The 24,631-nt window shown below is 42.5% G+C and carries 21 protein-coding genes; 11 read left to right on the forward strand and 10 right to left on the reverse strand.

Annotated elements, in window-relative coordinates:
* From lpxK to WC615_RS07905, 3 genes are all read left to right on the forward strand, one after another.
* Positions 1-1,034, forward strand: a 1,034-nt coding sequence (gene lpxK / locus WC615_RS07895; protein WP_372977563.1) for a tetraacyldisaccharide 4'-kinase, incomplete at its 5' end; no start/stop codon positions are given.
* A complete protein-coding gene (locus WC615_RS07900; protein ID WP_372977564.1) occupies positions 1,006-1,821 on the forward strand; it encodes a purine-nucleoside phosphorylase in 816 nt (271 codons plus the stop codon). The genes lpxK and WC615_RS07900, both read left to right, overlap by 29 nt.
* Positions 1,821-3,935 (forward strand): putative porin, encoded by a 2,115-nt coding sequence (locus WC615_RS07905; RefSeq protein ID WP_372977565.1) that lies wholly within the window; start codon positions 1,821-1,823, stop codon positions 3,933-3,935. The genes WC615_RS07900 and WC615_RS07905 overlap by 1 nt, the downstream gene beginning before the upstream one ends.
* 100 nt (positions 3,936-4,035) lie before the next feature.
* Here the strand turns inward: WC615_RS07905 and WC615_RS07910 are convergent, their stop codons facing one another.
* The 3 genes from WC615_RS07910 to WC615_RS07920 all read right to left on the reverse strand — a co-directional run bounded on the left by WC615_RS07910 (position 4,036) and on the right by WC615_RS07920 (position 6,571).
* On the reverse strand, positions 4,036-4,665 hold the full coding sequence (locus WC615_RS07910) for a hypothetical protein (RefSeq protein WP_372977566.1): 630 nt from the start codon (positions 4,663-4,665) through the stop codon (positions 4,036-4,038).
* Positions 4,652-5,161, reverse strand: coding sequence for an RNA polymerase sigma factor (locus WC615_RS07915; protein ID WP_372977567.1), 510 nt, complete (start codon positions 5,159-5,161; stop codon positions 4,652-4,654). Before WC615_RS07915 ends, WC615_RS07910 begins: the two co-directional genes overlap by 14 nt.
* 201 nt (positions 5,162-5,362) lie before the next feature.
* Complete coding sequence (locus tag WC615_RS07920) at positions 5,363-6,571, reverse strand: asparagine synthetase B (protein ID WP_372977568.1); 1,209 nt, start codon at positions 6,569-6,571, stop codon at positions 5,363-5,365.
* Positions 6,572-6,690: 119 nt separating this feature from the next.
* On the opposite strand from WC615_RS07920, the gene WC615_RS07925 reads away from it, so the two are divergent.
* From WC615_RS07925 to WC615_RS07935, 3 genes are all read left to right on the forward strand, one after another.
* Positions 6,691-7,014, forward strand: coding sequence for a hypothetical protein (locus WC615_RS07925; protein WP_372977569.1), 324 nt, complete (start codon positions 6,691-6,693; stop codon positions 7,012-7,014).
* A gap of 233 nt (positions 7,015-7,247) precedes the next feature.
* Complete coding sequence (locus WC615_RS07930; protein WP_067063046.1) at positions 7,248-7,685, forward strand: peptidylprolyl isomerase; 438 nt, start codon at positions 7,248-7,250, stop codon at positions 7,683-7,685.
* A 76-nt stretch (positions 7,686-7,761) separates the two neighbouring features.
* Positions 7,762-8,259 (forward strand): DUF5606 domain-containing protein, encoded by a 498-nt coding sequence (locus WC615_RS07935; RefSeq protein WP_372977570.1) that lies wholly within the window; start codon positions 7,762-7,764, stop codon positions 8,257-8,259.
* Positions 8,260-8,452: 193 nt separating this feature from the next.
* Here WC615_RS07935 and WC615_RS07940 read toward each other — a convergent pair whose 3' ends face one another.
* The 3 genes from WC615_RS07940 to rlmH form a co-directional block, all read right to left on the reverse strand.
* Complete coding sequence (locus WC615_RS07940) at positions 8,453-8,875, reverse strand: Dabb family protein (RefSeq protein WP_372977571.1); 423 nt, start codon at positions 8,873-8,875, stop codon at positions 8,453-8,455.
* 20 nt (positions 8,876-8,895) lie between these two features.
* Complete coding sequence (locus tag WC615_RS07945; RefSeq protein ID WP_372977572.1) at positions 8,896-9,810, reverse strand: cation diffusion facilitator family transporter; 915 nt, start codon at positions 9,808-9,810, stop codon at positions 8,896-8,898.
* A gap of 126 nt (positions 9,811-9,936) precedes the next feature.
* Positions 9,937-10,410, reverse strand: a complete 474-nt coding sequence (gene rlmH, locus WC615_RS07950; protein WP_372977573.1) for a 23S rRNA (pseudouridine(1915)-N(3))-methyltransferase RlmH — start codon at positions 10,408-10,410, stop codon at positions 9,937-9,939.
* A 47-nt stretch (positions 10,411-10,457) separates the two neighbouring features.
* On the opposite strand from rlmH, the gene WC615_RS07955 reads away from it, so the two are divergent.
* Positions 10,458-12,296, forward strand: coding sequence for a DNA mismatch repair protein MutS (locus tag WC615_RS07955; protein ID WP_372977574.1), 1,839 nt, complete (start codon positions 10,458-10,460; stop codon positions 12,294-12,296).
* 282 nt (positions 12,297-12,578) lie between these two features.
* On the opposite strand, the gene WC615_RS07960 is transcribed toward WC615_RS07955, so the two are convergent.
* Positions 12,579-13,502 carry a hypothetical protein gene (locus WC615_RS07960; RefSeq protein WP_372977575.1) on the reverse strand — a complete coding sequence of 308 codons (924 nt, stop codon included), beginning with the start codon at positions 13,500-13,502 and terminating at the stop codon, positions 12,579-12,581.
* 127 nt (positions 13,503-13,629) lie between these two features.
* Between WC615_RS07960 and WC615_RS07965 the strand changes: the two genes are divergently transcribed.
* Together WC615_RS07965 and WC615_RS07970 are read left to right on the forward strand one after the other, a co-directional pair.
* Positions 13,630-14,394, forward strand: a complete 765-nt coding sequence (locus WC615_RS07965; protein ID WP_372977576.1) for an ABC transporter ATP-binding protein — start codon at positions 13,630-13,632, stop codon at positions 14,392-14,394.
* 105 nt (positions 14,395-14,499) lie between these two features.
* Positions 14,500-15,612, forward strand: a complete 1,113-nt coding sequence (locus WC615_RS07970; RefSeq protein WP_372977577.1) for an ABC transporter permease — start codon at positions 14,500-14,502, stop codon at positions 15,610-15,612.
* A 74-nt stretch (positions 15,613-15,686) separates the two neighbouring features.
* Here the strand turns inward: WC615_RS07970 and WC615_RS07975 are convergent, their stop codons facing one another.
* Entirely contained in the window at positions 15,687-16,325 is a 639-nt protein-coding gene (locus WC615_RS07975; RefSeq protein WP_372977578.1) for an energy transducer TonB, read from the reverse strand.
* Between the two features lie 173 nt (positions 16,326-16,498).
* Here WC615_RS07975 and WC615_RS07980 point away from each other — a divergent pair, with 173 nt between their 5' ends.
* Positions 16,499-17,236, forward strand: a complete 738-nt coding sequence (locus WC615_RS07980) for a DUF2490 domain-containing protein (RefSeq protein ID WP_372977579.1) — start codon at positions 16,499-16,501, stop codon at positions 17,234-17,236.
* Positions 17,237-17,423: 187 nt separating this feature from the next.
* The gene (gene eno, locus WC615_RS07985) at positions 17,424-18,722 is read left to right on the forward strand and encodes a phosphopyruvate hydratase (RefSeq protein WP_372977580.1); all 1,299 of its coding nucleotides are present in this window, start codon (positions 17,424-17,426) and stop codon (positions 18,720-18,722) included.
* 358 nt (positions 18,723-19,080) lie between these two features.
* Here the strand turns inward: eno and WC615_RS07990 are convergent, their stop codons facing one another.
* Entirely contained in the window at positions 19,081-21,621 is a 2,541-nt protein-coding gene (locus WC615_RS07990; RefSeq protein ID WP_372977581.1) for a TonB-dependent receptor domain-containing protein, read from the reverse strand.
* A gap of 185 nt (positions 21,622-21,806) precedes the next feature.
* Positions 21,807-24,608, reverse strand: coding sequence for a leucine--tRNA ligase (gene leuS, locus WC615_RS07995; RefSeq protein ID WP_372977582.1), 2,802 nt, complete (start codon positions 24,606-24,608; stop codon positions 21,807-21,809).
* Positions 24,609-24,631 lie beyond the last annotated feature (23 nt).

The raw sequence follows: 24,631 nt of genomic DNA on the forward strand, positions 1-24,631 counted from the left end.
TATTACCGTTTTCGTTACTGTATGGCTTGGTGGTTATCATCCGTAACTGGTTTTATGATGCAGGCCTGTTTAAAAGCAAACAGTTCGGGTTACCTTTAATATGCGTAGGCAACCTGGAAGTTGGAGGCGCGGGCAAAAGCCCTATGACGGAGTACCTCATCCGCCTGTTAAAAAACGATAATAAATTAGCCACATTAAGCCGGGGGTACGGTCGCCATACAAAGGGTTTTGTTTTGGCTGATGCAGCAAGCACATCCGCTCAAATAGGCGACGAGCCATCACAGTTCAAACATAAATTCCCTGATGTTACCGTAGCTGTGTGCGAGGATAGGGCAGCCGGCATCGATCAGCTTAAAACCAATCACGATCTTATTTTACTGGATGACGCCTTCCAGCACCGCGCGGTAAAGCCGGGCTTAAACGTTTTGCTGTTTGATTATACCCACCTGCAACAGCCAAAATTTGTACTGCCTGCCGGTAACCTGCGCGAGCCATTTAGCGGGCGATGGCGTGCGGATATTATGGTAGTAACCAAATGCCCTGATGATTTGAACGAGCAGCAAATGACCAAAAGCTACGAGCAGATAGCGCCCTTAAACTGGCAGCCGCTGTTTTTTAGCGCCATAACCTACCAGCCATTGCAGGATCTACAAGGTCAGCCTGTGAATTTTAAGATCGATGCGGATACCACCGTGTTTTTACTAACAGGTATCGCTAATCCTAAACCGCTGGTGCAGCACATCAGCCAGTTTACAGCAAACATCATTCACCATAATTATCCCGACCATCACCCCTTTAGCTTGAAAAATATAGTTAAACTTGCGGGGGAATTTTCTGCCTGTAAATCACAAAAAAAAGTTATTATCACAACAGAAAAGGATGCGCAGCGTTTAGGGGTACATGAACTGCTGCCGGCTGTTGCGCAATTGCCTGTTTGGGTGCTGCCAATAGGTATTAAATTTTTAAATAACGGGCAGCAGGGATTTGATCAAACAATAATAAACTATGTTAGAGAGCATACAGAACACCACTGATTATATAAAAAAACGTATTGGCGATTTTGAACCCGAAGCCGGGATTATTTTAGGCACGGGCCTTGGCGCTTTAGTTAACGAGATAGAGGTTGAAAAACAACTGATGTACTCCAATATTCCCGATTTTCCGATGTCTACACTTGAGTTTCATTCGGGTAAATTGATATTTGGTATGCTGGGCGGTAAAAGAGTGGTTGCTATGCAAGGCCGTTTACATTATTACGAGGGCTATACCATGCAGCAGATCACCTTCCCGGTTAGGGTGATGAAAATGCTGGGTATTAAAACGCTTTTTGTATCAAATGCAAGCGGTTCACTTAACCCGGCTATAAAAAAGGGCGATCTGACGATCATTGAAGATCATATAAACCTGCAGCCCATGAACCCGCTTATTGGCCGTAATGATGTAGAACTTGGCCCGCGTTTCCCTGACATGAGCGAGCCTTACAGGCATGGCCTGATAGAAAAAGGACTTGCAATTGCTAAAGCAAATAATATTACCTGCCATAAAGGAGTTTATGTTGCGGTTACCGGCCCAAACCTGGAAACACGCGCCGAATATAAATACCTGCGTGTAATAGGAGGCGATATTGTAGGCATGAGCACAGTGCCCGAAGTGATTGTGGCAAACCATATGGGCCTGCCTGTATTTGCCATATCTGTAATTACAGATGAGGGTTTTACCGAAGTGTTAAAACCGGTATCGCTTGAAGAGATACTGGCTGTGGCAAGAGAAGCCGAACCAAAATTGACTGTAATACTAAAAGAATTAATAGCAGGGCTTTAATGGCGAATAAGCTTAAATATTTATTGATACTGTTGATTTGTGCGTTTGCAGAGACTGGTTTTGCACAGGTGGTTGGCAACCCGAGGTTCCCGGGGCAAACCCCTAACGATCCGGTTTACTCGCGCGATACTTCAAAGTACCGGAGAACCAAAAGTGGTGATTCACAGAATATCGATTCGATACGTAAACGCGAGGAGGGGAGAAAAGACTCGATCGTTTTTACCTCTAAATTTATAAAGGTTACCAGTGAGCGCCTGCTGATGGATAGCATCCAGCTGTTCCCGTTAGATACCGGGTTGGTTAACTTTGAAAATTATAGTCCGCTTAACCAGCCCCGCAACCCTAAGATAAGCCTGGGCTATACAGGCGTGTCTCAACGCGACCTGTTATTTAACCCGCGAAAAACCATTGGCTTTGATGAGGGCCTGCACGCACTTGATGCTTATATGCTAAACCCGCAGGATATTAATTATTTTAATGCCCGGGCACCGTATACGTTGCTGTCACTGTTCAGTTCGCTCGGCGGGTCTGTTGAGCAATTGTTTAAGGTGGTGCATACCCAAAACGTTAAGCCCAACTGGAATGTAGGGCTTATGATGAACTTCAACGGATCGCGGGGGTATTACAGTACCAATGGTATATTGCGGCAAAACGTAAGCGGTTTTAATTTTGGATTGTTTACCTGGTACCATAGCGTTAATAAACGGTATAACCTGTTGGCCAATGTGTTGTTTAATAACCTTAAGGCGCCAGAAACAGGATCTATTTTAAAGGATACGATATTTAACAGTTCAGGATCATCCTTTAACAAAACCGGTGAGCCTGTACGGCTGCCAAGTAGTTTTACCAATTGGAAAAGTACCGGAATTTATGTTAAACAGTTTTACTATATAGGCCATATAGATAGCCTTAATAATGGCAAGGCAGGTAATAAAAACGTGCTGCCCACTCAGCGTGTAGCCCACACGTTTTATTTTAACCAGCGTAAATACAATTACCTGCAAAATGGCTTAGATACGTACGGGGCGTTCCCCGATTATTATTTCAGCGCAGGCCGCTCGCGCGATTCGTTGAACGTTTTGCACCTGCAGAATGAATTTTCGTACAGCTTTTACCTGAGGCCAAAATCGGCAAAGCTGATCAGGAACGAGCTTAAGCTTGACGTTGGCCTGATACATGATTTTTATAACATGAGCCAGTTTGTATCTGATACGCTTATAAACGAGTTTGGGCAAAAGCAATTGAAACCTTCGAGGGTACAGAATGAAACTTTTCAGAATATTACTTTAAAGGCGCGCCTTGGCTATCGCTTTAGCGACAGGATAAACCTGGATGCCGATATACGCCAGATAGTACAGGGCCGCAACTTTGGCGACTTGTTATATGATGCCAAACTTACCCTGGCAGGTAACAAAAAAGCCGGCCGTATTGTGTTAGGTGCATACCTGCAAAGTAGTTCGCCGGGGTTGGTTTACACCAACTGGATCTCCAACCATTATATTTTCAATAATAATTTTAATAACCAGAAAACTACAAACGCATCATTCAATTATATTAATGATGCCCTGCAGGTTGACCTGAAAGCCGAGTATTTCCTGATAACAGATTACCTGTATTTTGCCGCACAACCAGGTGGTATTGATGCCACACCAAGGCAATACGGATCGTCTGTTAATTTACTAAAAGTAAGCCTGGGCAAAAACCTGCAATGGCGCAAGCTGCATTTTGATAACTACGTAGTTTACCAAAAAACAGACAAAGCCGACTTGCTGCGCACGCCCGAGGTTTATACCTTTAGCAGCCTGTATTATGGAACAACCCTGTTTGATGTACTTCACTCGCAGTTTGGGGTAAGTGTACGCTACAATACCCCATATACTGCACCATCATACGCGGTAGGCCTGGGGCAGTTTTATAACGGGCCCGATATTACATTTACATCGTACCCTATTGCTACCCTGTTTTTTAAAGCCACACTACAGCGCACTAACCTGTTCATTCAATATGATTACGTGAACCAGGGGCTTTTCAGTAATGGCTTTTACACCGTTAACCGCTACCCGCAAATGGATAAAACGCTAAAGTTTGGCGTAGCATGGACGTTTTATAACTAAGCTATTCACAAAAAAAAATGAGGTCAAAAACAGAAGCCATCAACTAATAATGTTGATGGCTTCTGTTTTATGTTTAACCTCTGTTAATGCGTATTTTGTTTTAATCGGCGTCTTCCTCCAGATCATAGATGATCGATTTAAGTTCTTTAAGGTATTTACCATACTTAACCTTAATATGCAGGTTTATGAAAATATAGGCGACTGCAAAACTAATAAGTAGTACGCCAAGCATAATTAACAAGTTTGCGGTTATGTTATGCGAACTGGTTAAGCCTTGTAAAATATACTTTGATGTTTCTTTGCCACAAAGTATGCCAATGGCCACCATTAAAGCAATAGGTGTTATGCAAAAGTTGTATGCTTTATATATTTCTATATTAAGTTCTAACTCGTAGGCTACTTTGGTAATGCTATTTTTCAGGCTCGAGGTATACCTGCTTATAGAGCGGTAAAAAACATAGAATTTAAAAAAGTAATAAGTGTTTAATAACACAATTGTAAAAAGCAACAGGCTGGTAATATTAAACAGGAAAGGGTCGGTTTGCCTGAAAAATAAGAACCAGATAAGAATCAGATAGGAGAACAGTGTACCTATAAACTCCGTTTTCATATTTTTGCGAATACTGTTTACTGCAGAAACGGTTTTACCCTGCATAGCATCGTCTATAGGCAAATGAACAAAACCGGGCTTCTCATTTTTCCAGGCGTCTTTTAAATCATCTATATTCATAATTCATGCTTTTTACTATTTCTTTAAGTTTGTTTTTGGTGCGATTTAGGCGTACCCTTACATTAATTTCGCTGATGCCGAGATTAAGAGCAATGTCTTCATAAGGCTGATCCTCCATATATAAAAATATCAGCGCTTTTTCAACTTTGTTAAGCTGTTGTATCGCTTTGTAAAACAGGGTGAGTTGTTCGTCTTTTTCGGTGTCTGTAACTTCCGCTTCTAAGTGGTCAAGATTGTCGGGCAATTGTTCGCTATCCGGCCTTCTTTTTTGTTTCTTGAAAAACATGATCGCCGTATTTAGCGCTACCCGGTACATCCAGGTGCTGAATTTGCTTTTCCCCTGAAAAGAATCGAAGGCCAACCAAAGCTGCAATATCATTTCCTGCATTAAGTCGTCCCGGTCTGCCTCATCATCCTGGTAAATTCGGCATATCTTAAAAAGCATTGCTTTGTGCTCTTCAATTAATTGTATAAACCGGGCCGCGTTGTTTTCCACTTATAAATTTAATTACACACCGTTAGTATTAGATTTTGAATTATGTTACAAAAAATAATAAAAAAAGGCAAACAAATGGGTTTGTTATAAAAGGTATGATGAAGGGTGATTACGCATAATAAGGCTTGGCAATTTGCCGCACAGCAGTTTATAGCTTAACATACATGAAGCGATTTTGTTAAGTAAGTACCTCGCGGTAGCTTAGGTTTTCTGTTTCTTCTTTTTAGCAGCAGGGAACAGCACGTTGTTCAGTATCAGCCGGTATCCGGGCGAGTTTGGGTGCAGTTTCAGATCGGTAGGTGGGTCGCCAACGGTATGCTGGTAATCTTCGGGGTCGTGGCCGCCGTAAAATGTCCATTGGCCTTTACCAAACTCACCGTGTATGTAGCGGGCTTCGTTGGCGGTTTTCATTTCGCCCATAATGGTAACGCCGGGTTTAAGTTTGCTTTTATTGTAGGCAGTGGTTAAGCCCATAAAGCCTTTTATAACCTTATCATGATCTTGCGTAAGCATACTGGGCACCACATCCCATTTTGCCGAAAAATCAAACAGGGTGAAAAAATCGTGCGCGCGGTCAATCTGCCTTACGGGGGTAACATCAATATTGCTAAACTGGTGCGATGTTGGGTTCTCATCCAGCGTGAAATTCTGAAAGGCGAAGGTTTGTGTAAAATCAAGTTTCTGTTGCGCATCGGGGTCGGCGGGGTCGCCGTCAAACATGCTCTCTACAATATCCGTATTGGAAGCGGCCAGGGCAATATCAAAGGTATCGGTACCGCTGCACATAGCAAACAAAAAGCCGCCACCGGCGCAAAAATCGCGGATGTGCTGCACCACGGCCAGCTTCATTTGCGATACCTTTTTAAAGCCCAGTTTGGCAGCCATAGCCTGCTGGCCTTTTACATCATCTACATACCATTGCGCGTAACGGTAAGCACCATAAAATTTGCTAAACTGCCCGGTAAAATCCTCGTGGTGCATGTGCAGCCAGTCGTATTTAGGCAGGTCGCCACGAATAACCTCCTCATCGTAAATTACATCATACGGGATCTCGGCATATTTTAAAACCAGGGTAACGGCATCATCCCAGGGCAGTTTATTCTTGGGCGAATACACGGCCATTTTTGGCGCTTTCTCCAGCTTTACTAAGTCCATGTTAACCGATGGGTCACTTACTTCGGTTAATATCTCGTTGGCCTTGGCATCGGCCAAAACCTGGTAGCTTACCCCACGTATCTTGCATTCTTCTTCCAGTTTCTGGTCATACTTCATCATAAAACTGCCGCCCCGGTAGTTGAGCAGCCAGTCAACCGTTTGGCCGTTCTTCAGCGTCCAAAAAGCGATGCCATACGATTTTAGGTGGTCCTTTTGCTCATCATCCATAGGGATAAGGATAGAGGCTGCCCGCATAACGAGAGGTAGAAACAGAAGGATAAAAGCGAAAAGATATTTTTTGATCGTATTCATTGGGTACTACCAAATGTAACGATTAATTGGAAATGGTATTATAGATAAACTATATTAGTGTTATGGATAAACAGCCTGATTTTATTGCAGAACTGCAATATTTAACTACTGAAGACGGTGGGAGAAGAACTCCTGCTTTTTCGGGATATAGGCCTCAGGTAAAGTTTGCTTTCAGTAATAATCAAACCAGCGGTCAACAAAAGTTCATTAATAAAGAAACGGTTTATCCGGGTGATAAAGTGGTGGCAGAAATAGCAATTATTTCAACTGATTTTTTAATTAATAAGTTAGAGATAGGGTTAGGGTTCGATTTTAGGGAAGGCCCGCGCATTATTGGAACCGGTATTATTACAGAGGTTTTAAATCCAATTCTCCAGAAAAGGTAAATCTCCACGTTAGGGATGGCAGCGGATACCGGCCCGTACTTAAGGCCTGCGTAGTATGAGCGTACAGCCCGGCCGCAGGTAACGCCATAAATAACTCAATAATATCAAACACCGAATACTGAATTTTGAATAACGAAATAAAAACCACTCACTACCCACTTAATCAACCACTCACCATTTCTCCCTTTCCGCTCAAATACTTACCTTTGCCACCTGTTTAAAATTAAAAACAAATGAGCAAAGCAATTATTAAAACCGAAAAAGGCGACATGACCGTTCAATTTTTTGATAAGGACGCGCCTAACACTGTAGCAAACTTTTTAGGTTTAGCTAAATCAGGTTTTTACGATAACGTAACGTTTCACCGTGTTATACCTAATTTTGTGGTACAAGGTGGCGACCCAACCGGCACAGGCGCAGGTGGTTCTGGTACACGTATCGACTGTGAACTAACAGGCGAGAACCAATACCACGACCGTGGCGTACTTTCAATGGCACACGCAGGCCGCAACACCGGCAGCTCGCAATTTTTTATATGCCACAGCCGCGATAACACCGCGCATTTAGACCGTAACCACACCGTATTTGGTAAGGTGGTTGAAAATGTTGACGTGGTTGACGATATTCGCCAGGGCGATAAAATTTTAGGAATAGAAGTAATAGAGGAATAGTAAATGGTGATTAGTGAGTAGTGAATTGTTAAGAACCACTCACCAATAAACCCCCAATCAACCAATAACATAAAAAATGAATTTACAGGGAATTGTTGCAGTATCGGGCAAACCGGGTTTATGGAGGGCGCTTGCCCAAAACAAAACCGGCTATGTATTAGAAAGCCTTGATGCGCAAAAAACAAAGCTGATAGCCAACTTATCAACCGCAAAACTGGCGGCATTGAACGAGATAACCATTTTTGGGTTGGAAGATGATATTAAACTGATTGATGTGCTTGAGCGCATGAAAGCTGCTGCAAGTGTGCCAAACCCAAAAGATGATGGCAAAAAGCTGCGCGAGTTTTTCTTTACCGTGGCCGCTGATCACGACGAGGAGAAAGTATATTCATCAGATATCAAAAAGATCATCAGCTGGTTTTTGATACTAAAGGAACTTCCGTTATTTAACGAAGCGCCTGCAACTGCACCGGTTGCTGAAGAAGCACCCGCTGCCGAACCTGTAAAAGAAGAAGCACCTGCTACCGAAGCCCCAAAAGCGAAAGCTAAAAAAGCCCCGGCTAAAAAAGCGTAAGGTAATTTACGCCGATAAGTATTAAAGCCCCGGTAGGATAACCTATCGGGGCTTTGTTTGTATTTATAAGTTTGTCAGTCTGAGCTTGTCGAAGACCGTACTCTTTCGTTAATGGTTCGACAGGCTCACCATGACAAATTGGTTATGCAGGTGTAGTGAAATCGGTTAATCGTATAAATCTGTTTAATCCCGGTTACGCGTCTATTGCATCATATACCACAACCTTTTCCCAAAGGTGGCTATGGTTCTTGATAAATTCCTGGTGGATGGGGTGGCTCTGGTAGGTGGCCTGCCCTTCAAGGTCGGCAAAGAACATTACTTCAGATACTCCCCAGCTGTTATCAACCACGTCGCGTTTTTCGGTGCTGGCTACTACGCCAACGTGTAATTCTTTAATTGTCTCTATTTTACCGAGCGATTTTACGCCGGCTACCAGTTTATCACGGTCTTCTTTCGAATCCGGGTTCTTTAACCAGAAAAGCGCGTGGTGCACAATGGGGTATCTGTTTGTCATGGTTTTTGTTTTTATGATGGATGGCATTGCTGATGCAACAACGGTGCCTGCGGCAACAGTAGCTGCGGTTGCTATAAATTTGCGTCGGTTGGTTGTGCTCATAGAGGGTATTTATTAATGTATTAACAATCGGGCTGTCCGCACTTTTCATTACTAAACTCCGGCTCAAAAGTACTATGGCTGATGGATAGGTGTTCCAGCCGGTGGCGAAGATCGTGCTTTATCTCGTCAAACTTCTGCATATCATCGGGGCTTACTACCAGGTGGGCTGTAAGGGCATTTTCGGTAGTACTTAAGGCCCAAACGTGCATGTGATGAATATCAACCACACCTTCGGCTTTTATTAGTTCGGCCTTTATTTTTTTAAGGTCCATTTCTTTTGGTACACCGTCCATTTCCAGTCGCAGGCTGTCTTTAAGCAGGTTCCAGGTACCCGTTAATATCACAATACCGATGATGATGCTCACGGCGCTGTCTATCCAGGTAAGGTGCGTAAAGTAGATGATAATACCTGATATTACCACACCCAAAGATACAATGGCATCAACCGCCATGTGCAGGTAAGCGCCTTTCACGTTCAGGTCGGTATCTTTATCTTTTACAAATAGCCAGGCGGTAAACCCGTTAACAGCAATACCGGCGAAAGCTACCCAGGCAACGGTTGCACCGGCAACAGGCTCGGGGTGTATAAAGCGCATTACGGCCTCGTAAACAATAAAGCCTACGGCAACTATCAGTATCATGGCGTTAAAAAACGAAACAATAATGGTAGAGCGTTTATAACCGTAAGTATAATCCTTGTTTGATTTTGCTTTGGCCAGTTTAAAGGCCAGCAGTGCAAGCGCCAGTGATGCCACATCGCTTAAATTATGCCCGGCATCAGTTAATAGCGATAATGAGCCGCTGATAAGCCCGTAAATCACCTCGATAACAACAAAAGCAGAGTTGAGTATAATACCCCAGATAAAGGCCGCGTTCAGGTGGTCTAATTTGGGTGCGTGGTCGTGGTGGTGATGATGGGAGTGGTCGTGAGCCATGGTAATTAATATACAGATATGCAAATGTGCAAATTATTTGTCTGAACCTGAATGTATAGAATTTAAGAATTTACAGAACGCACCCGGCATCTGCATATCTGCACATTTAAAATCCGCACATCTAACCTATTGGTGATGGTATGGTTCGCCTTTGATAATGCTGTAGGCACGGTATAGCTGCTCTACAAAAAACAGACGGACCATTTGGTGTGAGAAGGTCATGCGGCTAAGAGAGATCTTATCGTTTGCGCGCTGGTAAACAGATTGATCGAACCCGTAGGGGCCGCCCACAATAAATATCAAATTAGCCGATGATGATACCGAACGCTTGTTAATATAATTGGCAAACTGTACCGAGGTAAACTCCATGCCGTTCTCGTCAAGCAGTATCACGTGGTCTTGCGGAGTTATTTTTTTGAGTATCAGTTCTGCCTCTTTGTTTTTTTGCTGCTCTTCGGTAAGGGCTTTGGTGTTTTTCAGCTCGGGGATGTCGGTCATTTCCAGCTTGGTATAATGCTTTAGGCGCTTTACATATTTCTCAATGCCATCCTTTAAATAAGCATCTTCGGTTTTGCCAACGGTTATAAAAGTTATCTTCATTAATGCCTGTAACTATTTAAGCCAAAATGTTATCTTATTATTGTAACATGGATGGCAAAAGTACTATTATAAAAACTGTGCAACAAGATATCATAAGCAACTACACCCGGGCCGCTGAGCTGGCAAAACAAGAGGCCGATAAATATAAAAAGCTGGCTAATACCTACTCGCTGTTGCGTTTGGGCATTTTCGGGCTCATGATTTTTTCGGTATACCTCACCATTCAGCAGGATAATTTTACCATTATGGCTGTTGGCTTTGTGATACTACTTGCCGGTTTTGCATGGTTGGTTGCACGGCAGGGCGAGTACGAACGCCAGCGCAATTACTACCTGGACCTGCAACGCATCAACCTTAACGAGCTTAATAGCTTGCAAAGCAATACCAACCTGTACAGTAACGGGCAGCAGTATAGCAACGAGAAACACTTTTATAGTTCCGACCTGGATATTTTTGGTAATGCTTCGCTATATAACCTCATCAACAGGGCTGCAACATCTGCCGGGATCGATAAATTGGCAGTATGGCTAAACGCACCGGCTGATAAGCCAACCATATTATCCCGCCAGGAGGCGGTAAAAGAAATAGCCGCCAATAACGATTGGAAGGTTAATACCCAAACCAAGCTATTGTTTGCTACCAAAGAAGATACCGACCAGATGAAACGCCTGTTTGTTTATTTAGGCGTTCCGTTAGAGTTATCCGGCGAAAAATGGTTAAGCGCATATATTAAAATAGCGCCCTATTTACTTTTTGGTACTATATTGGCAGGCATATTTTTATATCCTGTTTTTGTATTGATAGCTGTCGCGATAGCATTTTTTAACACTTTGATACTGCTCTCAAAAGGGAGCTATATATTAAAAGCAGGTGCCGTTGCCGATAAAATTGGCAGCGTACTGGCCAACTACGCCATTGTTTTTAAGGCGATAGAAAGTAACCAGTGGCAGTCAGAAAGATGTGCGGAACTGAATGAGAAACTCCGCGTAAACCAAACCTCAAAAAATATAGAGGAGTTATCAAAGCTTATTAATAAGTTGAGTTATAGCCTTATCATGATAGTAGGGTTTATACTAAACGTGTTTTTTTTATGGGCGCTTAAGCAGATCATCCTCATCGAAAAATGGAAGCGTAATAACCACCAGAATTTTGAAGAAGCCTTTGATGTGATAGCCGAGTTTGAGGCTTTGATGAGTATAGCCGTACCATCCATCAACTACCCGGAATGGACATACCCAGTTATTGCCGATACGGAAGGTTACACGGTAATCGCTAAAAACATAGCCCACCCGCTTATCCGCGGCAAACGGGTTGATAACGACTACGACTTAAAAGACGCCTATAGCATAGACATCATCACCGGCAGTAATATGGCGGGTAAAAGTACTTTCTTGCGCACTATAGGCATTAATACCGTGCTGGCACTGGCCGGGGCGAAGGTTTGCGCGGCGGCCATGGAGGTTTCTGTTATCACGATAGTAAGCTACATGCGTATAAAAGACTCATTGAACGAAAGTACATCAACCTTTAAAGCCGAGCTTGACCGCCTGCAAATGCTGCTGGCTGCTGTTGAGCATGAACACCGTGTTTTCTTTTTGATAGACGAGATGCTGCGCGGTACAAACTCCATGGATAAATACCTGGGCAGTAAAGCGGTTATTGAGCAGCTTATCAGCAAAAAAGGTGTAGGGATGGTGGCCACGCACGATCTGCAGATTGCCCGCCTGGAAGATAAGTATCCAACCTACGTACGCAACTACTACTTTGATATACAGGTAATAGACGGCGAAATGCTTTTCGATTACAAAATAAAACACGGCGAGTGTAAAACCTTCAATGCATCGTTGCTACTTAAGCAAATTGGGATAAATGTAGAGAGCGAATAAGCGGTGAAAACCGCAACCGCTATTTTGCCGATGCTTATTCCCGGTAAGAACACATTTACCGACATTTTGCATTCATTCACCTAATAATCCTGTTAAAAAGTTTGGTTTTGATACACTTTTGTAGTGTTAAAACTAAACAATCATGACAACTTTACTCACACTACCTGTACTCACTGTTATTGCCGCTTTTGTTTCAAAAGCCATTGTTATTATTGGTTTAATAGGTGGATTGATTTTCTAAGGTCTGGCTTTAATAAGCTACTTACTAGAGTAAGTAGCTTATTAAAGCTTTTTTATAAAACGGCTACTTATCCAGCCAATTTTGCAGGCCCGAAGAGTACTATCTTCACTTTCGTGGAAAAAGCCTTTAATAACAGTGAATTTAGGATCTATTTGTACTAACCACCATTCGCGGCCGGTTTTGTCGGTAGCGGTTGCAAAAGCTTTACCTTGTGTTCCTTTTTTAAGAAGCGCCACATCATTGCCACTGTGTGGTTCGCCATCAAGTGTCATTTGTGATTTATCATCCACAATTGGTTTTATCCGTAATTTATAATTATCATTAAGTACTTCAAAGTTTATAGGCTGTGAAAGATATTTTTCTGGGAAATAGGTGCTTACATGGTTGGCCGACAAATATTGCAGTTTTACCATTGGCTGACCGGTAGTGTAAATAACATCATAAACTTTATTAAATTCAATATATTCGGCACAGCAACCGGGGTCTTTAATATATAACTTACTTATTCTTTTATCTTTATCTACTGTAATGCCTTTTACGGTTTGAAAGGTATTGAAAACTACTTTCAGGCCTTGTTTGGTATTTAGTATCAATGCAATTTCTAATGGTTCGCCACCACTTTGCCCTTCAAAAATAATATCATCTGTGCCGTCAGCATCAATATCATAAATATGTAATGCCTTTTGCAGATCAGCCATACTGGAAAATTCCCCTTTGTAATACTCGTAAGCATCTTTTAACTCAGCAGGCGGGGATTGCATGAACCGGTTTTTAAGTTCGTTGTTTTGTTTTTCAAAACTTTTCCAGTCAAACACGTCAACGTTATAAGGAAACGATATGTATGGAGATGTGTCGCTTTGCAATTTTTTTTCAGCAACAGAATGATCCGTGTTTTTTTTTGTTTTATCGATGTTCTGTTTACATGAAACCAGACCAATGGCAAGTATTAAAAACAATTTTCTCATGTAATAAGGGTTATGGTCGCTAAAGTAACAATTTTAAAGTTTAGTGATTAAATCTGCTTACCGAAAATATACGGCTGTTTGCCGATGGGACATTGTGTTTTAATTAAATACCTTGCATATTTACAATATGGCAAACAAACCTATTATTACGGTTAAAAACCTCGTAAAAAACTACGGCGATTTCGAGGCGGTTAAGGGGATTAGCTTTGAAGTTTACGAGGGCGAGATTTTCGGCCTGCTGGGGCCTAATGGCGCAGGCAAAACCACCACACTCGAAATTATTGAAACCCTGCGCGATAAAACATCGGGCGAGGTTACAGTGGATGGTTTTGATATTGAAACCGATGCCGACAATATTAAGAAACGCATTGGTGTACAACTACAAGCAGCAGGCTATTACCCCAACCTTAACCTGTCCGAACTGATCGTGCTGTTCTCGGGTTTATACGGCATAGATAAATCGCCAACAGAAATGCTGGAGAAGGTTGCACTTACAGATAAGGCCAAAGCCAAATACAAAGATCTATCCGGCGGGCAAAAGCAGCGATTTTCTATTGCTACCACATTGATAAATAACCCACGGATCATATTTTTGGATGAGCCTACAACCGGACTTGACCCACAAGCGCGCCGTAACCTTTGGGATCTGATCCGCGAGATTCGCGATACGGGCACTACCGTTGTAATTACCACGCACTATATGGACGAAGCCGAGGTGCTGTGCGACCGCGTAGCTTTTGTTGACGGCGGCCACATTATTGGTATTGATACCCCCGACCATTTTATTGACCAACTGGTAGCCAGCGGTTTTGAACGCGCCAAGCAAACCAAAGGCGCCAACCTGGAGGATGTATTTATAAACTTAACCGGTAAGGAGTGGCGGGATAGTTAGCCCCCCCAACCCCCTGAAGGGGAGCAAGAGTTTGCAGTTGATAGTTAGCAGTTTGCAACCTCGAAAAAATGACTCAATGACCTAATGACACAATGACTTTTCAATATGAAATATAGTAATACACGCGCAACCCTGGCTATTGCCAAAGCCAGTTTCAGGTCTATTTTACGCAGCCCGTCGGCGGTGGTGTTTAGTTTGGCCTTCCCGCTGATATTTATATTGGTGTTTGCCAATATTGGTGGTGGCGGTATGTCTATAGATGTAGGTGTAACCAAAGGCTGTGATACCCTGAACCCGGTTTACAAGGTGCTTGCGCAAAATAAGATAGTGCACCTCACCAAAAATCAAACGGCTGATGAAATGAGTAAGAACCTTGCAAAAGGAAGCCTTGACGCAATTATCAATATAGGGCCGTTTGTGCCGATGAAACCTATTGATATGAGTGTGCAATACAGCCATGCATCGGGCGATAAGGGGGCTGTGCTAAAATCGGCCTTAAATAATATATTCTACCGTATCCAGTCGGAAGAGTTGAGCCGGATAAAAGCATACTCAGGCATCAAATTACCCGATGCCGTAAATCTTAAAGAAACCGTTGTTACCGGCCGCGAATATAAATACATTGATTTTATACTGCCGGGGCAATTGGGCTTTTCGCTGTTAAGCAGCGGGGTGTTTGGTACGGCTTTCGTATTTATTGGGCTGAGGTTAACACTGGTTATTAAACGTTTTTTTGCTACACCGGTAAAAAGATACAGTATTGTTTTAGGCGAAGCCATTGCACGTATTGTATTCTCGTTGCTGGGTGCATTGTTCATTATTATGGTTGGGCATTTCGCATTTGGCTTTACCCTGATTCATGGGGTGGTCACGGTGCTTAATATGCTTGTGCTTTGCGCCATCGGGCTTATTATATTTATGGGCTTTGGGTTTACCATATCCGGTATCGCCAAAAACGAGAGCACGGTGCCACCGCTGTCAAACATCATTACGCTGCCGCAGTTCCTGCTATCGGGCACATTTTTTTCCATCACAGCGTTCCCAACCTGGCTGCGGTACGTTAGCAATGCATTGCCGTTAACACATTTAAACAATGCCATGCGTAAGGTAGCCTTTGAAGGCGCGGGCCTTGGCGATGTTACCCATCAGCTATTCATCCTGCTGATATGGGGTATCGGTATTTATGCGGTAGCAGTAAAAACCTTTAAATGGGAGTAGGGGAGAGATACAAGACGTTAGAGTCAAGACAAGAAAATATGTAGAGACGCGATACTTCGCGTCTCTTTTTTTATTTAATCTTTTATTTGTATCAGGTAAGCTTTTTGCTTTTTATTTTCTTCGGGCTGCTCCAGGAATGTTTTGATGTAGTCTATCTTAGCGCTGCTGAATTTGCTCCCAAGTATCGCTTCAGCTTGTTTAATATCGTACGTTTTATCTTTTATTTGAAAAGTGAACCGATAGCTTGATCTTTTCAGGTCAAGTATATCAATTTCTGCGCGGGGCAGGTCTATCGTAAAAGGGATGGTATATTTTACATCAACAGGGGTCCCATTTTGTATACCTGGCTTCCAGGCAGGCGATTGGCTTATAGCAGAAACCACTTCATCTTCGTAACCTAAACCGCCAGCACTAAAAGCTTTAATATCTTTAACTAAGCCACTTCTACCTACAGTAAATCCTACAACAATACGCCCCTTAAAGCCAAATAAGGTAACCAATTCAGGCTTATTAATATGCCTTCCTACATATGTCATAAAAGCATTATCTCCGCCAGGAAAGTTCGGCACTTGTTCAACAAGCACGGCGGAGTTAGTTTTCTCTAAAGCAAGGGTAGCGCTGTCTTTTTGTGGTTCGGGGATATCCGGTAGCTCCTGAGCAAAGGCAAAGCCTGAAAGTAATGTAAAAGCAATTGTGAGTAAGTATAACTTCATACCACTAAGATAAAGCAAAACTTCTGTTTGCTAATGCTGAATGACTTATGTGTTACTTAACATTAAATTAACATAAAGCACAATGCTTAACATTATGATAATATTAACACTTGTTAACTTAATATACAGGTAACAATCAGGAAATACTTTTGCATTAAAATAATATTAAGTAAATGTTAAAAAACATTATTAAAGTAACCTTATTGTTTGTTGTATTAACAATTTGTTCATCAAAAGTTAACGCACAGGATTCTAAAACAGGTACCTGGGGTATTGCAACAGTATTAATGCCCGGAGACAGTGTACACCGTTGGGGTGGCTATACCGAATTGCAGATACGAAGTAATGGCGCGGGTTTCAGCCAGTTTCAGTATTACGAGTATAAGGCAGGTGTAAGCTATGATCTGGATAAAAATTTTACAGCTTTGTTGGGATCGGGTACCTATCATACATATGATTATTTTAATGTAGACGCAGGCCCAAACACAAATGAGTTTAGGGTTTGGGAACAAATGACGGTAAACCAGTTTCTTACCCCGTTGAAATTTGAACACCGCTATCGCGTTGAGCAGCGCTGGGTAAACGGCGATTACCGCAACCGTTTCCGCTACAGGTTAAATATGTTTATACCGCTTAATAATACCAAAATAGTTGCCAAAACCTGGTTCCTATCTATATTTGATGAGGTATTCTTTAATAATAAAGCCCCCAATTTTGAGCGCAATCGCATATCAGCTGCATTAGGGTATCAGATTGATAAAAAATGGATAGTACAGGCGGGTTGGATAAACCAGAGAAATTACACAGCCTCAGCAAGCAGCGCCAAAAATAATATGCTGCTCATGTTAATGTATCGTATAAACCGCAAAAATAGCGTTGAACGCGAACATTTGCCAACTACAAGCGATTGATTTATTGCTTATCTATTGCATGGTTTAAAGGATAAGCAGATGGTTTAAACAGCAACTCTGTGTTAACAAACCATTAATAATCATTACAAATGCAAAATTTGCGTTGCTATTTCCTGTTTTTGCGCTTAACTTAGCCGACCAGATTAGTATAGTATTTCATTCAAAAAAAATCCGACAATAAAAAACTATGAGCTTAATAATTGATGTTCATGCACGCCAGATACTTGATTCGCGTGGAAACCCTACAATAGAAGTAGACGTAATTACAGAAAATGGTGTTCTTGGTCGTGCTGCGGTACCTTCTGGTGCTTCAACCGGTATTCACGAAGCTGTTGAGCTTCGCGATGACGACAAAGCCACTTATATGGGTAAAGGCGTTTTAAAGGCTGTTGCCAACGTAAACGAGATAATTGCTGCCGAACTTAAAGGTATTGATGTATTTGAGCAAAATGCTATTGATAGCCTGATGATTGAGCTTGATGGTACAGAAAATAAAGGTAAACTGGGTGCTAACGCAATCCTTGGTGTTTCTTTAGCGGTTGCTAAAGCAGCAGCACAGGAGAGCCGCCAGCCGCTATACCGCTACATTGGCGGTGTTAATGCAAACACCCTGCCTATCCCGATGATGAACATTGTTAACGGTGGTTCGCACTCTGATGCGCCTATCGCTTTCCAGGAATTCATGATCATGCCTGCTGGTGCTTCTTCATTCTCTGAAGCATTGCGTTGGGGTACCGAAGTATTCCACAACCTTAAAAAGATCTTACATGACCGCGGCCTATCTACAGCGGTAGGTGACGAGGGTGGTTTTGCACCAACCTTCGAAGGTACCGAAGATGGCGTTGAAACCATCCTTAAAGCTATTGAAAAAGCTGGTTACAAACCCGGTGTAGATATATTCCTTGCGTTTGACTGTGCTGCATCTGAGTTTTACAAAGACGGTAAATATGATTACACCAAATTTGAAGGTGAAAAAGGCGCCATCCGCACCAGCGAACAACAGGCAGATTACCTTGCTGAATTAGCTGCTAAATACCCTATCATTTCTATTGAAGATGGTATGGCTGAGGATGACTGGGCCGGCTGGAAATTATTGACCGAAAAAATTGGTGATAAAGTACAGTTAGTAGGTGATGATTTGTTTGTAACCAACGTAAAACGTTTACAACAAGGTATTGATAACGATACTGCAAACTCTATACTGGTAAAAGTTAACCAGATAGGTTCATTAACCGAAACTATTAACGCGGTTACTTTAGCGCAAACAAACGGGTATACTTCAGTAATGAGCCACCGTAGCGGCGAAACTGAAGATGTTACCATTGCTGATCTTGCTGTTGCCTTAAATTGCGGCCAGATCAAAACTGGCTCAGCTTCACGTTCAGACAGGATCGCTAAATACAACCAGTTACTTCGTATCGAGGAAGAACTTGGTGATTCAGCCCGTTTCATCGGTAAAAACTTCAAATACTTACCAAAGAAATAAGCTAACATTAGCATGAAAAAAAGCCGGTCAATAATTATTGACCGGCTTTTTTGTTGATATATTTCCATCCTGTCATGCTGAACGTAGTGATGCATCTATAACTTTCCACCATGTCATATCGAACGAGCATAGCGAGGAGAAATCTTGTTCGTTATGCAAAGTATAAGATATGTAAAGTCCGCTATTTATTATATGAACAGGATTTATCAATGTTTATATGTTTAAGACTTTGATGGACTCACTACGTTCGGTTCTCACTTTCGCTCAGAATGACAAATGGTTATAAAAGAGAAAGCCCCTTCAGATTTTGAAGGGGCTTTCTCTTTTATATGCAATTATTGATTATTAGGCTAATCTATTAACGTCCGCCTGTTGGGGCACCACCTCCGGTTTGGTCACCACCTTGTATCTGGTCGTCGTTGTTAACACCTTTCTTTTTCTTCTGCTGCGGGTTGCTAAAGCTTATTTTACCAAAGCTATAGCTAAACGTTAAACCAAACGATTGGAAAGGAAACTGTGTTTTCGAAATCTGGGTGAAACCCGGGCTTGATATATTTTGGTTGAACGCTTTGTTAACCGCAAATGGTTGTACAGTGTTGAAACCGATAGATGCCTTTTTGTTCATGAACTGTTTTTTTACGCCGAAAGCATAAATACCGAATGACGGGCTGCTACCTTGTATGGTACGGCGCGGAGAGTTAATAAACCCGAAAGCTTCAAATATAAAGTCTTTAGGGAATAGGTATTGTGCGCTGCCGAACATGGTATACTGAAATTGGGTTTTTATCGCATCTGTGTTTATGAAGTTAGCATATTGAGCATATACAGTAGGATTATAAGTAAATACGTTTACGCTACCACGAATGGTTAAAGGCTTAATTGGGTTTATAGAACCGAAGAAGCTTGCACCCCATGAATTATTTAACGCTGCGTTACGTTGTAAGGTACGGGTACCTGTTACGGTGCTGTCTCCTACTATCTCGGTTATTGGGCTCGCCAAACCTTCAATCAGGTCGTTAGTTCTTTTGTAATAAACCGAAAAGTTCAATACCGAGGATTTGATGAAGGTGTTGAAATTCAATTCAACAGTTTGTGATACCTCCGGTGCCAGGTTAGGGTTACCTACCGATTGCGCCTGTATGTTAGTTCTGTTGATGAATGGGTTTAATACCTGCAAGGATGGCCTCGTAATGCGTTTGCTGTATGATAATTTGAAGGTATTTGAACCAAAAACTTTTTGTACGGTTAAACTTGGTACGTACGTATTGTAGCTTGCGCTAAAAGGGTTTAATACCTGCTGATTTTCTCCGCTTGCATATGGCGTTTTAGGATCGCCTGTTATCTGGGTGTTCTCATACCTAAAACCAGCCAATACCGAATAGTTTTTTGGTAAGGTAATGGTAAATACGCTGTACCCTGCATATACATTCTGGTTATAGTTATAAAGGTTAGAATTTTCAGTATCTAAAGTACGGTTATTGCCAAGAGAATCTACAGCGTATATATCGTAAACACTGTTTATACGCCTTTGTATGGTTTTACCACCGGCTTCCAGCTTTAATGTTTTGCTGATAGGCAGTGTGTAATCTGCCTGCGCGGTATACTCATTGTTTTTACCATTATTGCTAGCCAATTGACTAGGTTGTTTTGCGGTAAATAAGTTGGTATAATCCGTATTGATGATACTATGGCTCCACTGGCCCGATACAGTGATCTCATGGCCTTCTTTTTTAAACTTGTGCGTGTAATCTATATTCCAATCAAACCCGGAAAACTTATTTTTATTTGTGTTTCTTCCAAAGTATTCAAGGCTTTTAGTTGGGTCATTATAATCCGTTATCCTATAGGTACCGCCGCCATTAGTGTTAAAACCACCATCGTTTAACGCAATTGTACTGTTAATGCTATTAAAGCCATTAAATTCATAACCCGCGGTTAATGTACCCCGTGCACCGTGGCGTTTAGTTTCGCTGCTGGTGTTATTGTGGCTAAACTGGTTTGCAGCACCTGTGTTTATAGTCTGTTGAAAATCAGTCGTCATGGTTTGCGGCCAGGTAAGGTTACCACCTAAGTTAGCCGAAAAGTTAAACCTGTTTTTGTTGTAGTTCAGGTTCATGTTACCATTGTTTTGGCGCGTACCTACACCACCGCTAACAGAACCGCTTATGCCCGATGCATTTTTGGTTTTGGTGATGATGTTAATGATACCGGCAGAACCTTCAGCATCGTATTTTGCTGACGGAGAGGTTACCACTTCAATGCTTTTGATCTGATCGGCCGGGATGGTTTTTAATACATCGCTTAAGCTTGCAGATGTTGCGCCTGATGGTTTACCGTTTATTAGTACCCTTACGTTACCGTCGCCACGGATAGCCACGTTGCCGTTCATATCTACCGATACCAACGGCACTTTTTGTAATACGTCAGTAGCGTTACCGCCTGCGGCAGTAAGGTCTTTTTCTGCGTTGTAAACGATCTTATCTATCTTGTTTTCGATAAGCGGCGCCTGGCCAACAATCTGTACTTCTTTTAAAGCTTTGGCGCTTGGCGAAATAACCAATGTGCCCATATTATTGTCGGGTTTTGAAGCGGTGGTTTCAACAGGGTCGTAAGTTTTTGTTGGGTAGCCTATAAAAGATACCGTGATCTTATATTTACCTGCACGCAGGTTATCGATCCTGAAGTTACCCTTCTCGTCGGTTAATACACCATTGATAGGGGTTTTAGCACCGCTTTTGAAGATGCTGATAGTAGCATAATCTACCGGTTTTTTTGTGAGCGAATCTACAACTGTACCCGAGATCTTACCGACGATGCCTGAACCACCGCTTACCGGTAGCTGGGCTTTTGCCGTTATTGCAGCACAAATAACTATTATAAGTAAAAATATTCGTTTCATAATTGGAACTATTTAGAGCGTTTTTGGTATTTGAGGCGAAATTGCCTAAAATGTTACAGGCACTTATCTGTTTTATGTAAATAATATATAAGTGTAATGTACATGTTACACTAAGGATGTAATAAAAAGCCCCTGTAAACTTGCTGTTTAAGCAAACTCACAGGGGCGTATACGTGTTTATTTTGCTAAATAACGATGTTTACAATGCGGCCTTTAACCACAATTACCTTTTTAGGCGTTTTGCCGTCCAGGTATTTTTGTACATCGGCGTTGGCTAAAATGGCAGCTTCTATATCGGCAGCCTCCATAGTTAACGACAGGCTAACGTTGGTTTTCATTTTTCCGTTGAATGATACCGGGTAGCTAAATTCATCCTCAACCAAATAGGCCGGGTTAAATTTAGGGTAGGCCGCGGTAGATATGCTGCCCGCCGGGTTACCAAGTAACGTCCAAAGCTCCTCGCTGATGTGCGGGGCATAAGGGGCAAGGGTGATAACCAGATCCTGCAGGATAGCGCGTTTGTTGCACTTCAGGTCGGTTAGTTCATTCACGGCTATCATAAAGCTTGATACGGATGTATTGAACGAGAAACGCTCGATATCCTGCTCCACCTTCTGGATGATCTTGTGCAATGATTTTAGTTCTGCTTTAGTAGGCGCTTCATTGCTCACGTTAAAGTTAAAATCAGCATCATGGAACAACTTCCAGAATTTACGCAGGAACTTAAACACACCCTCAATGCCGTTGGTATTCCAAGGTTTGCTTTGTTCCAGCGGGCCCAGGAACATCTCGTACATGCGTAGCGTATCGGCACCATAACGACTAATCAAATCATCCGGGTTAACCACGTTGAATTTTGACTTGGACATTTTCTCCACTTCAACACCACAGATGTATTTGCCATTTTCTAAGATGAACTCAGCATCAGCAAAGTCTTCTCTCCAGGCTTTAAACTTGTTTAAGTTCAAAATTTCGTTCTCTACAATGTTTACATCAACATGCAGTGGCGATGTTTTATGATCCTTTATCAAGCCATGAGATACAAAGGTGTTAGTGCCTTTACCTTCATCATCAATCAGGCGATACACAAAGTTACTTCTTCCCTGTATCATCCCCTGGTTGATCAACTTTTTGAAAGGTTCTTCCTCAACCACTTTGCCTATATCCTTCAAAAACTTGTTCCAGAAACGGCTATATAACAAGTGGCCGGTAGCATGTTCGCTGCCGCCAATGTACAAGTCAACATCTTTCCAATATTCTATCGCTTCGCGTGATGCAAACTCTTTGTCGTTATGGGCATCCATATAACGGTACCAGTACCAGCTGCTGCCAGCCCAACCCGGCATAGTGCTTAATTCATATTCACCATGCTCGTGTTTCCAACCGGTGGCACGGCCTAATGGCGGTTCGCCGCTTTCGGTTGGCAGGTACTTGTCAATTTCGGGCAATAACAACGGCAGGTGCTCCTCCTCAATTAAATAAGGTAAGCCACCTTTAAAGTAAACCGGTACGGGCTCGCCCCAATAACGCTGGCGGCCAAAAATAGCATCGCGCATCCTGAAGTTCACCTTCGCTTTACCCAGGTTTAGTTCTTCCAGTTTGGCAACAACAGCTGCGGTTGCTTCTTTGTAGCTCAGGCCGTTTATAAAATCGCTGTTGATGTATTTGCCTTCCTTGGTGGGGTCGGCTTCAACCTCAATATTTTGTATGTCGATGATCGGGATGATCGGCAGGTTAAAGTGCTTGGCAAACAAATAATCGCGCTGATCTCCTGATGGTACGGCCATTACCGCCCCCGTACCGTAACCCGCCAAAACGTAATCGGCAATCCAAACCGGGATTTGCGCGCCATTAAGCGGATTGGTTACATAGCTGCCCGTAAACGCACCCGATACGGTTTTGGTATCGGCCATACGGTCAAGCTCGCTTTTCTTTTTGGTTTGGGTAATATATGCGTCAATATCAGCCTTTTGTTCAGGCGTAGTCCATTCGGCAACCAGTTCATGCTCGGGCGCTATCACCAAAAAGCTCACCCCAAAAATGGTATCAACACGGGTAGTGAAAACTTCTATGTAGTTTGTAGTGAGTTGTGAAAGGTGAGTGGTTTTATCCAACGGGAACCTTACACTTGCGCCAACGCTTTTACCAATCCAGTTGCGCTGCATTTCTTTTAATGGCTCGGGCCAGTCAATGGTATCCAAGCCTTCAAGCAAACGCTGGGCATAGGCGGTTATACGCATGCTCCACTGCATCATTTTCTTTTGCTCAACAGGGTAACCGCCGCGCTCGCTAAAACCGTCTTTCACCTCGTCGTTCGCCAATACGGTACCTAAAGCGGCGCACCAGTTAACGGTACTTTCGCGCAGGTAGGTTAGGCGGTATTTTAACAGTTCGGCTTGTTGCTCTTGTAAATTAAAGGCTTTCCACTCACCAGCACTAAAGCTTAAAACTTCTTCATCGCTTACGGCATTAATACCGGCCGAGCCTTTATTTTCAAAATGTTCAACCAATTTGGCAATGTTTTCGGCTTTGTCAGCATCCTTGTTATACCAACTGTTAAACAGCTGCATAAATATCCACTGGGTCCATTTATAATAATCGGGCGAGCTGGTGCGTACCTCGCGGTCCCAATCAAACGAGAAACCTATCTGGTCTAACTGGCGGCGGTAAGTAGCAATATTAGCCTCGGTAGTAACCGATGGGTGCTGCCCGGTTTGTATGGCATATTGCTCGGCAGGCAGGCCAAAGCTATCGTAACCCATGGGGTGCAATACGTTAAAGCCTTTTAAACGTTTGTAACGCGCAAAAATATCAGAAGCAATATAACCCAGCGGGTGGCCAACATGCAAGCCCGCACCCGATGGGTAGGGGAACATATCCAATACATAATATTTGGGTTTGCTGGTTGTGTTTTCGGCTTTAAAGGTTTTATTATCAGCCCAAAACTGCTGCCACTTCTGCTCTATATCTTTAAATTGATAGTCCATTTGTTTATTTAACGTATAAGGTT

This window comes from Mucilaginibacter sp. (genome assembly GCF_041663085.1).
Classification (GTDB): domain Bacteria; phylum Bacteroidota; class Bacteroidia; order Sphingobacteriales; family Sphingobacteriaceae; genus Mucilaginibacter.